This window comes from Streptomyces phaeofaciens, assembly GCF_014648915.1.
In the GTDB taxonomy this organism is placed as follows: domain Bacteria; phylum Actinomycetota; class Actinomycetes; order Streptomycetales; family Streptomycetaceae; genus Streptomyces; species Streptomyces phaeofaciens.
This window is the reverse complement of record NZ_BMSA01000010.1, coordinates 32,179-44,359: the sequence shown is the minus strand read 5'-3', so window position 1 is coordinate 44,359 and position 12,181 is coordinate 32,179. Positions and strand designations below refer to the sequence as shown.

Annotated in this window: 13 protein-coding genes; all 13 read right to left on the bottom strand. The window is 72.0% G+C overall.

The genetic code is table 11. From position 1 onward, the window contains the following. Positions 1 to 56: 56 nt before the first annotated feature. The 13 genes from IE275_RS18205 to IE275_RS18145 all read right to left on the bottom strand — a co-directional run bounded on the left by IE275_RS18205 (position 57) and on the right by IE275_RS18145 (position 12,157). Complete coding sequence (locus IE275_RS18205; protein WP_189712368.1) at positions 57 to 323, bottom strand: hypothetical protein; 267 nt, start codon at positions 321 to 323, stop codon at positions 57 to 59. Further along, positions 320 to 595: a hypothetical protein gene (locus IE275_RS18200; RefSeq protein WP_189712367.1), complete on the bottom strand. Its 276-nt coding sequence runs from the start codon at positions 593 to 595 to the stop codon at positions 320 to 322. The genes IE275_RS18205 and IE275_RS18200 overlap by 4 nt, the downstream gene beginning before the upstream one ends. Before the next feature lie 15 nt (positions 596 to 610). Beyond that, positions 611 to 1,474, bottom strand: a complete 864-nt coding sequence (locus IE275_RS18195) for a peptidoglycan-binding protein (RefSeq protein ID WP_189712366.1) — start codon at positions 1,472 to 1,474, stop codon at positions 611 to 613. 95 nt (positions 1,475 to 1,569) lie between these two features. Continuing rightward, complete coding sequence (locus IE275_RS18190) at positions 1,570 to 2,019, bottom strand: ATP-binding protein (RefSeq protein WP_189712365.1); 450 nt, start codon at positions 2,017 to 2,019, stop codon at positions 1,570 to 1,572. An 11-nt stretch (positions 2,020 to 2,030) separates the two neighbouring features. Then, the gene (locus IE275_RS18185; protein ID WP_189712364.1) at positions 2,031 to 2,771 is read right to left on the bottom strand and encodes a hypothetical protein; all 741 of its coding nucleotides are present in this window, start codon (positions 2,769 to 2,771) and stop codon (positions 2,031 to 2,033) included. After that, entirely contained in the window at positions 2,771 to 3,910 is a 1,140-nt protein-coding gene (locus tag IE275_RS18180) for a hypothetical protein (RefSeq protein WP_189712363.1), read from the bottom strand. Before IE275_RS18180 ends, IE275_RS18185 begins: the two co-directional genes overlap by 1 nt. After that, on the bottom strand, positions 3,907 to 5,004 hold the full coding sequence (locus IE275_RS18175; protein ID WP_189712362.1) for a hypothetical protein: 1,098 nt from the start codon (positions 5,002 to 5,004) through the stop codon (positions 3,907 to 3,909). The genes IE275_RS18180 and IE275_RS18175 overlap by 4 nt, the downstream gene beginning before the upstream one ends. A 28-nt stretch (positions 5,005 to 5,032) precedes the next feature. After that, entirely contained in the window at positions 5,033 to 6,223 is a 1,191-nt protein-coding gene (locus IE275_RS18170) for a hypothetical protein (RefSeq protein ID WP_189712361.1), read from the bottom strand. A gap of 22 nt (positions 6,224 to 6,245) precedes the next feature. After that, entirely contained in the window at positions 6,246 to 7,466 is a 1,221-nt protein-coding gene (locus IE275_RS18165; protein ID WP_189712360.1) for a hypothetical protein, read from the bottom strand. Between the two features lie 49 nt (positions 7,467 to 7,515). Continuing rightward, positions 7,516 to 8,724 carry a hypothetical protein gene (locus tag IE275_RS18160; protein ID WP_189712359.1) on the bottom strand — a complete coding sequence of 403 codons (1,209 nt, stop codon included), beginning with the start codon at positions 8,722 to 8,724 and terminating at the stop codon, positions 7,516 to 7,518. Between the two features lie 4 nt (positions 8,725 to 8,728). Then, positions 8,729 to 9,658, bottom strand: coding sequence for a phage distal tail protein (locus IE275_RS18155; protein WP_189712358.1), 930 nt, complete (start codon positions 9,656 to 9,658; stop codon positions 8,729 to 8,731). A 25-nt stretch (positions 9,659 to 9,683) separates the two neighbouring features. Continuing rightward, entirely contained in the window at positions 9,684 to 10,967 is a 1,284-nt protein-coding gene (locus IE275_RS18150) for a tape-measure protein (RefSeq protein WP_189712357.1), read from the bottom strand. After that, complete coding sequence (locus IE275_RS18145) at positions 10,964 to 12,157, bottom strand: phage tail protein (RefSeq protein WP_189712356.1); 1,194 nt, start codon at positions 12,155 to 12,157, stop codon at positions 10,964 to 10,966. Before IE275_RS18145 ends, IE275_RS18150 begins: the two co-directional genes overlap by 4 nt. Between the last annotated feature and the right edge of the window lie 24 nt (positions 12,158 to 12,181).

Here is a 12,181-nt window from a genome sequence, read left to right as displayed (position 1 = left end):
AACACACTGAAGGGCGGTCACCCCGTTGCGTACGGGGTGACCGCCCTTCGGCGTTCCTAGCGTGCGGTGAGTTCCCAGACCGCCACGGCCACCGTGGTGACGGCGGCCAGCGCGCCGATGCTGGCGAGCGGCCAGCGGGAGCGCTCCAGCGCGTCGAGGCGCTGTTCGTGGTCGGCGAGCTGCTTGTCGGTCTGGTCGCTGCGCTGCACCAGCAGCGCGAGCTGGCCGTCGGCGCGGGCGAACCCGGCCTCCACGGTGCCGCGCAGCCGTTCCAGTTCCACGGCGACGGAGGTGGGGTCGGAGAGCGGGTGGGGTTCGTTCACGTGTCCCTCCCGTCCGCGCCCCGGTCGGCGAGGGACAGCAGCGCCGCGTCGCCGTTCGCGGGGGCGTCCGTGCGCAGCCACCCGGGCAGCAGCGCCTGTACGGCGGGCAGGGCCATCACCCGGGTGACGCCGGCGGCGACGGCCAGGGCCCCGGCGGCCCAGGGCAGCGTGTCCGGGACCCCGGCGGCGTCGACGACCGCAGGCAGCAGGACACACAGGCCGGCAGCGGTCTGGACGACGGTGCGGAGGGTCCGCTTGGCGGCCTCTGACATGGTGAGCCTCGATTCTCAGGAGCTGTACGGGACCTTCAGGGCCGCCCAGGACGTGGCGCCGGGCCAGCCGTCGGCGGCGGCGCCGGTGTAGCCGAGCTTGCGCTGCCACTTGGCGTAGGCGAGCCGGTCGGCCTCCGTCCACTGCGGGCCGGGGCCCGAGGTGTAGGCGGAGCAGCCGGCCGCGACCAGGCGCTTGCCCATCGCAGTGACGATCGCCGACCGCGGCTTCTTCCTGAACCAGTCGGCGCCGGGGAACGGCTGGTACGTCGGTCTGCCCGGCGTGGGCCGGGTGCCGAGGCGGGCCGTGACCCGGGCGCGGAAGTCCGTCATCGCGAAGCCGCGCGGGTCGATCTTGGTGTTGGTCCACTCCTTGTGGCCGATGACGGAGTGGGCGCTCCAGCCGTGTGCCCGGCACAGCGCGGCGGAGGCCCGGACCATGGCCTCCAGCTGGACCTCGGGCCAGCCGTCCTTGCCGTCGCCGAGGTTGACGCACTCGAAGCCGTAGAAGTGGACGTTGCCGTCCGTGTCGTTCTCGTCGGGGGCGGGCAGCGGCTTCTCGGCGACGACGGCCCGCAGGACGTCGCCGTCCCCGCGGCCGGCGTGGTTGGCGCGGCCGTTGCCGACGAGGTGGACCGTGCCGTCCTTGGCGATCACGCCGTGGCAGAGCGGGCCGGGGAGGGCGGAGTGGCCGTTGAAGCAGAGGTTCACGCTGTTGCTGGTGCCGGAGGTGACGGTGTGATGGATGATCACGCCGTTGACCGGGCCCCAGCTTCCTTTGTGGTTGCGGTTGTTGGAGCGCCAGCCGGCGTGTTCGACGACGTTGACGCCTTCGGCCCTGAGCGCGGCGACGAGGGCGTCGGCGGAGAGGGGGTTGGCCATGGGCGGTGCCTCCCTGGGTGGTTCCGGGCATGAGAAAACCCCGGCCGTGACGTGGGACGGCTCGGGGCTGGTGGGTGGCGGGCGGTGGCGCGCCGTCAGACGGGGGTGGCGGAACCCTCCTCGGTGCCGGTGTCCGCTGGGTCGTCGGGTCCGGGCTCCGTACCGCCGCCGTCCCCGGAGCCGTCGTCCGCCGCCCACCGGGCGCACAGGGCGGCGTACGCCGTCCGGGCGTTCTCGAAGTCGGCCAGTGCGGCGGTGACCGCGCGCTGGACGGCGGTCGGGTCGGGCACGACGGGCGCGGTGCCGGCCGGCCACACCGTGATCCGGCCGCTGCCGCGCAGCACCGTGCTGTCGTCGCCGGTCTCGGAGAACTGGGCGGTGACGGTGACGGGCGAGTAGGTGCCGGTGATCGGATCGGGCCCGATGACCGAACTGAGGCTGGTGTCGGAGACGTTGACGTACACCGTGTGGCCGTTCTCGGTGAGCGTGGCCCGGCCCGCGTAGTCGATCGCGAGGCCCCAGGGCTGGGTGGGGTCGATGTCCATGGTTGCCTTCCTCAGGTCTGGCGGCCGTGCATCAGGACCGGGTTCGCGTAGACGAAGCCGGAGGTGGAGGTGACGACGGCCTGGATCTCGACCTTCAGCGTGGTCGTGTGGACCGCGGCGAAATCGGTGCTGATCAGGTCGGTCCAGTCGAACTCGGTGCCGGCGCCGACGGTCGGCCCCCATACGGCGCCGTTGACCAGCACCCGGACCTGTCCGGTCGCGCCCGAGCTGACCGCGGTGTTCAGCCGCAGCCGCAGCTTCGGCTGCCAGACCGGGTTGTACGACAGCGCGATCGTCACCCAGGCGGTGGAGCTGGTCTGCGGCCAGCGGGACTGCGTGGTGTCCTGCGGGGGCAGCATGGCCAGCCACGGCCGGGCCAGGCCGCCGTTGTTGACGTCGTCGGAGAAGATCTCCCGGCTGCCGTTGTCGTAGATCCGCAGGGGCTGGAGCGAGCTCGCGGTGCCGTCGCCGTTGAACAGGGTCATGGCGAGGCTGCCGGTCTGGCGGTGGATCTCCAGTCCGTACTCGGCGTCCTTCCACGAGCCGACCCGGAACATGGCGCCGGTGCTGCCCGGCCGCTGCACCAGCAGGGTGCCGCCGTCGGTGACCTTCAGGGTGCCGTCGCTGATCTCCACCTCGCCGCCGGTGATCGTGTTGAGCGCGGGGCGGGTGTTGACGGCGGTGGAGAGCTGCTGGATCCGGCGTTCCATCCGGGTCAGCCGGTCGATGATGTCCTCGGGCAGCTGGGGCATCAGGCTTCCTCCAGATAGAGCTCGGCGGTGTCGGGGCGGCCCCGCTGCGCCGGGCTGACCTTGACGCCGACGATGCGGTAGCGGGTGTCGAGCCCCTCGGTCCACCACTCGTCGGTGATCCGCAGCCGGACCGTGCGGCCCAGCAGCGCCGGGGGCACCAGGCCGTCGAGGCGGACGCTGATCTCGGGGATCACCACCGCCCCGGCGCCCTCGGTCAGCTCGGCGTTGGCCAGGGACCGCAGGATCGTGGTGCTGGCGACGTCGTTGTGGTCCGAGGTGAGGTCGACGCGCGGATAGCCGGCGGCGATCAGGGTGTCGCCGACGGCGACATCGGCGTCGGCGTACAGCGGACGGGACTCGGCGGCCTGGTTGGTGTTGTCGGTGGCGCCCCGGGCGCGGGCGGTGGTGCCGCCTCGGGTGGCGTCGCGCGGGAAGGAGTACGACAGGATCGTGCCCGGCCGGTCCAGCACCAGGTCGGTGCTGCCGATCAGGATGCGCGGGCTGCCCAGCCGCAGTCGGCGCACCCGCTCTCCGGTGACCGGGTCGCGGTAGACGCCGATGTGGTGCTCGAAGCCGTTCTCCAGGGCGGCGAGCGCGTCCAGCGCTTCCAGGTACACCGTCTCGTCGCCGTCGCGGTAGGCCACCGAACGGTTCAGCCCGCTGGTCTCGTAGCCGTAGGTGACGCCGATGTCCCCGCCGGCCGTCGTGGGCCCGCTCCCGTCGTCGACCGTGCCGGTCTGAAGGTGCTCCCACAGTTTGCGGGCCACCACCAGCTGGTCCTTGTCCCGGAAGTTCAGGTCGTCCCGGATACGGCGGCGGCCGGCGTACGACTCGAAGGTGGCCGCCTGGATGCCGAGGCTGAGCACGCCCCGGTCGTCGCTCTGGAGGGTGGACGTCCAGATGATGCCGCCCCACCACAGGTCGTTGCCGCGCTGGAGGTAGACCGCGGTGCGGCCCTCCTCGATGCGGCGGACCCGGGCGGCGATCGCCGCGTCGGGCACGGGCACGGTGCCGGACAGGGAGCCCGGCTTGCCGATGTAGTCGTCCACGGTGACGTCCCGCAGCGGCAGGATGTCGATGGTGTCGTCGGACCGCAGGTCGCAGAAGATCGCGCGGTACGGCGTGGTCGTGGTCGTCATGCGGCGGCCTCGTAGGTGAGCGTGCCGAGGAGGGAGTTGCCGCTCGCCCAGGTCCAGGGCGAGAGGGCGTCGACGAGACCTGTGTTGGCGAGCGCGGCCCCGCTGGAGCGGCCCGTGGAGATCACCAGTTCGAAGGTGCCGGTGGTGCCGATCTGCACCCGGGAGACGATCCGGCTGGTGTTGTCCACGGCGAGTTCGGCGAATCCGACGACCGACTGGGCCGCCGAGGCCGGCACCGGCAGCGAGAACCGCCAGTTGTCGGACGCGGTGGGGCTGGTGCCGTAGGTCGTGGTGGTGCCGAAGACGACGGTGAAGTTGGCGTGCACGGTCCTGCCGTGCTTCAGGTACCGGCCGCTCACCACGGCGTTGCCGTACGACGGCAGGGCGTTGCCGGTGTTCGTCGTCCAGGCGGGCGTCCAGCTCTGCCAGGCCGGCAGCACCGGGTAGTCGGCCCAGGCGGTGCCGGTCCAGCGCTGGAGCTGGCCGCCCAGGTCGCGGTACTGGCCGGGGTAGGCGCCGTTGGAGGTGTCCGTGGTCACCGGGAGGATGCCGCCGACGCCGACCGTGGCGGTACGGCGGCCGGTGAGGGCCGAGGCCCAGGCGATGCCGCCGGTGCCGGCGCTCGCCTTGGTGGCGATGACGACCTCGTACAGCGGGATCGACACGGCCGGGGTGGCGGGCACGGCCGGGGTGGCGGCCGGGGTTCCCCGGACGATCTCGATGACGGCCTCGGTGCGGCCGGAGCCGTCGTAGGCGTCGTCGTAGACGCGCAGGACGACCAGGTCGATCCGGTGGTACTGGGCGTCGCCGTCGGCGAAGGTCAGCGTCTGGTTCTCGGCGAGGGCGACCGGGTACGCGCCCTGGGCGTCGGCGCCCTGGACGACGGCCCGGCCCGGGTGGACGGTGGCGGACATGGTGCCGGCGACGCCGTCGACGGTGAAGCCGGAGATCCGCGACTGGCCGTCGGAGGAGCCCGGCAGGACGCCGGAGCGGGTGGCGACCGGTGAGGTCGGGGTGAGGGCGCCCAGTGAGACGAGCCGGGTGTCCTCGCGGGACTGGCCGTCGTGGGAGAGCCATCCGGAACGGACGGGCATGGTCGACTCCTTTCGGAAGGGCGGGAGGTCAGGCGATCGGGTCGACGCGCAGGTAGAGCGTGTCGAACCAGCAGACGACGGTGCTGCTGGTCGACCGGTGCATCGCGGTGACCGTGTAGGTGGAGCCGGCGATCAGCGAGTTCAGGCGCAGCTGGGTCGAGACCGACGTGTTGACGGCACCCGAGCACGACGCGGCGCGCTCGTCGTCCGCCGCCCAGACCACCGTGGAGCCCAGCGTGACCTGCGGGGACATGTGCGCGGAGGCGGTCTCGCTGTCCTTGGTGTACATCCGCGCGCCGAGGCCGATGATCACGGAGCCGGACGGCGGGGCGGTGAAGGTGACGGTGAGCGCCGCGACGGAGGTGTCCAGCAGGGCGGCGGTGTACGTCGTCGAGGTGGTGGAGCCGGCGTCCAGCGACGAGGCGAACGCCGGTCCCGGTACGGCGGGCTGCCAGGTGCCGCCGTTCCAGCGCTGGAGCTGCCCCAGGGAGGAGTCCCGGTACTGGCCGGGGTACCCGCCGGTGGTCAGCACCCCGGCCGGGACGATCCCGCCGATGCCCTTCGGGTAGGGCACCCAGGCGGTGGAGCTCCAGCGTTGCAGGGTGTCGCCCACGTCCCGGTAGTGGCCGGGGTAGCCGCCGGGCGCGGTGTCGTCGGAGCGGGTCGGCAGGATGCCGCCCGCCGGCACGGTGGTGGGGCGCAGGTCGACCCGGGCGGTGTCCCAGGCGATGCCGCCGGTGCCGGTCGCGGTGTTCTTGGCGACGGCGACGGTGAACAGGACGAGGGACACGTCCGGGGCGGCCGGCGCGGACGGGGTGGCGGCCGGGGTGCCCTGGACGATCTCGACGGCGGCCTCGGCGCGGCCGGAGCCGTCGTGGGCGTGGTCGTAGATCCGCAGGACGACCAGGTCGATCCGGCCGTACTGGGAGTCGCCGTCGGCGAAGGTGAGCGGGACCGGATCGGTGACGGCCACCGGGTAGGCGCCGCGTGCCACCGTGGACTGGATCACGGCCCGGCCGACGCCCACGGTGGCGGTCATGCCGCCGGCGGTGCCGTTCAGCCACAGGCCGGTGACCCGGTACAGGCCGTTCTCCGAGCCGGGCAGGACACCGGAACGCCCCTTGATGTCGGTGACCGGGGTGAGTGCCCCGGTCTGGGTGACCCGGGTGTCCTCCCGGGTCTGGCCGTCCGGGGACAGCCAGGCGGAGCGTGCGTTCATGGCGGTTCCTTCGCGTCGGGCGTCAGAGGGCGGCGGCTTCGTAGGTTCCGTGGATCGACAGCTCGTCGTTGACGGCCCAGGCGAACGGGAAGGCCTTGTCCCAGTAGGCATTGGCCTGCTTCAGGGACTCGCGCAGCCGGCGCGCGCTGCCGCCGTTCGCGGTCGACAGTTCCGCGCTGCCCGGGTACTGGGTGCCGGCGGAGGCGTCGAAGCCGAGGGTGTTCAGCACCCGCCCGGCCAGCTTCCAGGTCGTCGCGAGCGGCGGCGTCGGCAGCGAGAAGTACCAGTTGCCGTTGGTGCCCTGGGCCGTCAGGTTGGTCGTGGAGCCGATCTTCAGATAGATCCGGACGTGCACGACGGTGCCCGTCCTGGCGTACGACCCGGCCAGGGTGCCGTTGCCGATCGCGGGCGCGGTGCCGGACTCGGCGCCCCAGACCGGTGTGTAGTCGGTCCAGGTGGGGACCGGCTGGTACGACACCCAGGTCGAGCCGTTCCAGCGCTGGAGCCGGCCGTCGGAGGAGTCGCGGTACTGGCCGGTGTAGCTGGCCGTGGTGACCGCGCCTGCCGGGGCGATCCCGCCCAGCGCGCTCGGGTACGACACCCAGGCGGAGCCGTCCCAGCGCTGGAGGGCGCCGCCGGAGTCCCGGTACTGGCCCGGGTAGGCGCCGTTGCCGGTGTCGCCGTACACCGGGAGGATGCCGCCGAGGGCGACGACGGGGGTGCGCAGGTCCGTCACGTCGGTGTTCCAGCTGATGCCGCCGTTGCCGGCGCTGCGGCCGCGCGGGACCAGCACCCGGTAGACCGGCAGCGCGATGCCGGGGAGCGCGGGCGCGGCCGGGGTGGCGGCCGGGGTGCCCTTGACGATCTCGACGGCGGCCTTGGTGAAGCCGGTGTTGTCGTACAGGCGGTCGTAGATCCGCAGGACGACGACGTCGATCCGGTCGTAGACGGCGTCGCCGTCGGCGAAGGTGAGGTTCAGCTGCTCGGCCAGCGCGACCGGGTAGGCGCCCTGGTTGCTGTCGGCCTGGACGACGGCCCGGCCCTCGTGGACCGTGGCGGTCATGGTGCCGGCGCCGCCCTCCATCCAGAACCCGGACATCCGGTACTGCCCGTCGTAGGAGCCGGGCAGGATGCCGGAGCGGACCTCCAGGGGGTTGGCCGGCGTGGTGGCGCCGATCTGGGTGAGTCGGGTGTCCTCGCGGGTCTGGCCGGTCTCGGCCACCCATGAGCTGCGCAGGTTCATCTGCTGGTCTCCTGTGATCTCCGGAGGGGGAACGGACGGTGAGGGGGCGTCAGGACCTGAGCCACTCGGCGGTGAGGTTCGAGGCGTAGCCGGAGCCGCCGAGAGCGGTGACGGTGGTCCCCGAGCTCTGGAGTCCGAACAGCGCGAGCCGGTCGCCGACCGCCAGCCTGAGCAGGCAGCTCCCGCCGACGCTGGTGGCGAGCGGCCCGGCGCCGACCAGCCAGGTGGCCCGTGAGACACCGGCGCCGTTGAGGTGCAGGCGCGCCCCGCGCGACCCGGTGGGCGACGAGGTGAGGGACTCCGAGAACCAGCTCACCGAGAAGGACAGCCGCCACCACCCGGCCCGCGGCACGGTGTAGGTGTTCGAGCCGGTCCAGCCGCCCGCGTCGTCCACGTCGACGGAGTTGAGGGTGATCTGCGTCCAGTTGCCGCTGGCCACGGACTGCGGGGCGGTCTGCGAGGCGCTGAGCAGGATCGTCGTCCGGCCCTCCGCGTACTGCCAGGCGCTGCCGTTCCAGCGCTGGAGCAGTCCTGCGGCGTCCTCCCGGTACTGGCCGGTGTAGCTGCCGTCGACGAGCAGGGGCGCGGACGGGGCGATCCCTCCGACCGACCTCGGGTACGGCACCCAGGCGGTGCCGTCCCAGCGCTGGAGCACACCGGAGTCCTCGCGGTACTGGCCGGCGTACGCGCCGTTGAAGTTGCCGGCGGGGACGATCCCGCCGAGGGCGACCGTCGGGTAGCGCAGGTTGGTGACCGCGGAGGCCCAGTCAAGGCCGCCGGTGCCGGCGGACGCCCCCTTGGGCACCAGGATCCGGTAGAGCGGCAGGGCGCTGCCGTCGGGCGTGTTCGGCACCACCGGGGTGGCCGCTGGGGTGCCCTGGACCAGGCGGACCAGGGCCGCGGTCTCCGCGGTGCCGTCGTAGACGCCGTCCCGGACGACGAGTTCGACGAGGTCGATCCGGTTGTACTGGGCGTCGCCCGCGGGCACGGTCAGGGTCTCCGGCTCGGTCACCGCGACCGGGTAGGCGCCCTGGTTGTTCCGGCCGCCCTGGACGAACGCGCGGCCGGTGCCGATGGTGAAGGTCATGCCCCCGGTGGCCCCGGTGAGCGCGAGGCCGCCTGGGACGACGCCGCCGCGGGCCTTGAGCGGGACGTTCTCGGCGGCGTAGGCGTTGACGGTGAGCAGACCGGACAGGGTGAGGCGGGTGTCCTCGCGCGTCTGACCGTTCTCGGTCAGCCACGCCGCTCGTACGGTCATGTGATCACCACTCCGCTGCGCGCCAGCGCACCGTCATCCGGGCGCCGGTGTCGTAGGTGTCGGGTCGGAAGGCCAGCTGGGCGCGGCCCGGGGCGAACGCGAACAGCTCCTCCGGGCTGCTGTCGGCGGCCGCCGTGTGCCGGCGGGACGCGGTGCCGTTGAGGGTGACCGTGCCGGCCGCGGTGTCCACCACCAGCTCGTCGCCCGCGGCGAGCCCGATCTCGTAGCGCAGCCGCTGGGCCGAGGCCCGGTCGGTCACCGTCGGGTTGGCGCACGGGCCGGTGAAGGTGATCACCGGGTGGGTGGGCGCGGAACCGTCGTTGTCGGCGTTGACATCGCCGGTGGAGGCCGCCTGGCCCCAGTACAGCGGCCAGGTCAGCGGCCAGGTGAGACCGCTCTCCGGCTGCGGGGCGCCGGTCACCGCCGTCCGCTCGGTCACCGAGTAGCGGCGCGGGTCGGTGGCGTACCACTGCACGGACGCCCGGGAGACGCCCTGGGTGGTGTACGTCCGGTCGGCGGCCAGCACCCGCTGGCTGACCCGGGCCCGCACGGCCAGCGTCTCCCCGTGCAGCCGTACCGCCAGCCAGCGTTCCTGGTCGCCGAGGAGCAGGGCCTGGCGCAGGGCGCGCGTCGCGGCGAGCGAGGAGGCGGTGTCGTCCTGCGGCGGGACGGTCCACACCGTGCCGCCGACCTTGCGGGGCTTGGCGTAGCGGGCGCCCGGCCAGGCGCCGTGGGCGGTGGGGCGGTCGGCGTCGGAGGAGTCGTACTCCGGCAGATCCTCCCAGCCGCTCAGCCCGGCCCGGTCGATCTCGTACGGGGTGCCGGGACCCATCAGCAGTCCGGCCCACTGCATCTGCCCGTCGCGGGTGATGAGTGAGCCGGGGGTCGTGTCTTCGGTGTACTCGGTGTATGCGGTTGTGGTCGTCTCGGCCATGTCGGCCGTCACCTCGCTCTCGGGATCAGGTGCATGCGTGGGCGGTGGCGAGGAAGAGCAGGTCCTCCGCCGTGCCGCGGGCGCCGGCACCCCGGTTCTCGTGGAACTCCTTGATGTGGTGGCGCCGCGGGGCCGAGGACCGGCGCCGCTCCCCGGCACGGGCGCGACGGCGCTCCAGCTCGGTCAGCGGCAGCACGCGGCCCGCCCGGGGAGAGGCGCCGGGGACCGCGACACCGCCCTCGGCGAGCATCGGGATCCGGTCCAGGTCGACGCCGAACTTCTTGCCGAGGAGGCTGAAGCTGAGGCCGTTGAGCTTGTCGATGACCCAGTTGGCGAAGGCGATGAGCCCCTGGACCGGCCCCTTGACCACACCGGCGAAGCTCTGGGCGCCGGTGGTGACGAACCGGCCCATCGCGTCGAGGGTGCGGGAGGTGGCCTCCTTGATCCGGGTGAACATCCGGGGGACGTCCTGGGTGATCCACCGCAGGGCGGGCTCGACCGTGTTCTTGAACCCCCGCCAGATCGACGACACCCTGCCGCTGAGCGCCCGGGTGTCCCCGGTGGTCAGCGCCTTCAGCACGGCGAACCCGGTGCCGACGAGGGCCCCGATGACGGTGAGCGCGCCGGTGATCACGGCGAGGTAGCCGGTGACGTACGTGTTCACCGCGCTCGCGATGCCCTTGAGCACCGGGGTCATGACGGTCAGATATCCCTCGACGTACTTCAGCACGAGCGTGGCGAGCTGCTCCGTCAGCCGCTGCCCGGTCTCGGAGTTCATCGCGAGATCGAGCAGCCAGCCGGCGACCGGGAGCAGCAGCCCGGTGACGAAGCCGATCGGATTGGCGCGGGTGAGGGCGTTGACGACCAGCATGACGCCGGCGCCGATGGTCATGGCGGTGCCGAAGGCGCCCATGAGGTCGCCGAGGGGACCGGCGATGTCGATGAGGCCGGTGAGGGCGACCAGCAGCCCGACGGCGGAACCGAGTCCGGTGACAGACCGGTTGGCGGTCGTGGCGGCGGAGCCGAAGGACTTCACGCCGGAGGCTGCGGTGCCGGCGGTCTGTCCGGCTCTGGCAACGGCACGGGTGGCGGACTCCGCGTTCTCCTTCACCTGGCGCAGTGCGGCACTGCCCTGGTCCGTGGTGGTGCGGACCCGGCCCACCTGCGAAGCGGCTTCCTTGACCCGGGCGGTGAGTCCACCGAGCACGCTGCCGCCGCGCTCGATCCGGGTGCGGAAGGACGCCAGGGCGGACGCGACACCGGCGAGAGGGTCGGTCATGCCGCCTGCGGACACTGCGGCGGCACTCATCCGCGCGCCTTCGCCAGGAACATGAGGGCGTCCGCCGTCCGCTGGGGACTCGTGTTCTCGGCCGCGTAGTAGTGCTCGATGTGCAGCGCGCCGTCCGTCCCGGCGGACCCGGTGTACGCCCGGCCCTGGGCGGCGGTCCGCCGCAGCAGCCGGTCGAGCTTGCTCAGCGGCAGCACGGCCTCCGCCTCACCGGCCTCGGCGAGGATCGCCGGGACTCCGCCGGAGCGGGGCATGACGACACCGCCGGCGGCCAGCATGGGGATCTTCGGCAGGCTGACACCGAAGGTCTTGCCGCCGACGCCGGGCACCCAGCCCGGGATCGAGACCTTGATGCCGTTGAGGGCGCCGATCGCACGGTTGATGATGCCGATGACCGCGTTGATCGGTCCCTTGACCGCGCTCTTGATGCCGTCGAAGGCCCGCCCTGCGATGCCCTTGAGGCCGCCCCAGATGCTGGACAGCTTGTCCTTGACGGCCCGGAAGGCGTTCGGGATCGCGGACTTGACCCAGTTGACGACCGGTGAGATGACGGCCTTGATGCCCTTCCACACGCTGGAGACGACCGTCTTGATGGCCTTCAGCGCGGTGCTGATGACCTTCTTCCAGATGTTGACGTAGGTCTTGATGACCGTGGCGATCGCCTTCACGACGGCCGAGACGGCCTTCTTGATGCCGCTCCAGACCGACTTGATCAGCTTCGCGGCGTTCTTCATGATCGGCCCGATGGCCTTCATGACGCTGCTGATCACGGACTTGATGACACCGAAGGCCGTCTTGAGGACCTTCTGCATGGTCTTCGACTTGGTCGCCATCTCGACGACCTTCTCGATGAGAGGCCGCAGCAGGTCCATGAGCATGCCGAAGAAGTTGCCCTTCATCGACTTGTTCATCTTGTCCTGGCCCTTGGCCGCCTTGCTCGCCCCGGACTCGTACTTTCCGAGGTTCTTGCCGGCGGTGGAACCGGTTCTGCCGGCCTTGCCGATGGACTTCTCGGCCTGGTCGGAGGTGGTCTTGAGTTTTTTCAGTTCGCTCTGTGAGTTCTGGGCGGACGACTTGAGGTTCTTGAGCCCGGAGTCCGCGGTCCGGGCTTTGTCACCGATTTCCTTCGCGGCGCGGGCGGCGGCATCCGACTTCTGGGCGAAGGTGCCCAGTGATGTGGAGGAACGGCGCAAGGACTGTACGAGGGACATATGGGCCTCCAGGATTCATGAGGA

Bases quoted from the DNA above. Each gene is read 5' to 3' on its own strand.
- IE275_RS18200 (WP_189712367.1), bottom strand. From the start codon at position 595: ATGTCAGAGGCCGCCAAGCGGACCCTCCGCACCGTCGTCCAGACCGCT.
- IE275_RS18195 (WP_189712366.1), bottom strand. From the start codon at position 1,474: ATGGCCAACCCCCTCTCCGCCGACGCCCTCGTCGCCGCGCTCAGGGCC.
- IE275_RS18190 (WP_189712365.1), bottom strand. From the start codon at position 2,019: ATGGACATCGACCCCACCCAGCCCTGGGGCCTCGCGATCGACTACGCG.
- IE275_RS18185 (WP_189712364.1), bottom strand. From the start codon at position 2,771: ATGCCCCAGCTGCCCGAGGACATCATCGACCGGCTGACCCGGATGGAA.
- IE275_RS18180 (WP_189712363.1), bottom strand. From the start codon at position 3,910: ATGACGACCACGACCACGCCGTACCGCGCGATCTTCTGCGACCTGCGG.
- IE275_RS18175 (WP_189712362.1), bottom strand. From the start codon at position 5,004: ATGCCCGTCCGTTCCGGATGGCTCTCCCACGACGGCCAGTCCCGCGAG.
- IE275_RS18170 (WP_189712361.1), bottom strand. From the start codon at position 6,223: ATGAACGCACGCTCCGCCTGGCTGTCCCCGGACGGCCAGACCCGGGAG.
- IE275_RS18165 (WP_189712360.1), bottom strand. From the start codon at position 7,466: ATGAACCTGCGCAGCTCATGGGTGGCCGAGACCGGCCAGACCCGCGAG.
- IE275_RS18160 (WP_189712359.1), bottom strand. From the start codon at position 8,724: ATGACCGTACGAGCGGCGTGGCTGACCGAGAACGGTCAGACGCGCGAG.
- IE275_RS18155 (WP_189712358.1), bottom strand. From the start codon at position 9,658: ATGGCCGAGACGACCACAACCGCATACACCGAGTACACCGAAGACACG.
- IE275_RS18150 (WP_189712357.1), bottom strand. From the start codon at position 10,967: ATGAGTGCCGCCGCAGTGTCCGCAGGCGGCATGACCGACCCTCTCGCC.
- IE275_RS18145 (WP_189712356.1), bottom strand. From the start codon at position 12,157: ATGTCCCTCGTACAGTCCTTGCGCCGTTCCTCCACATCACTGGGCACC.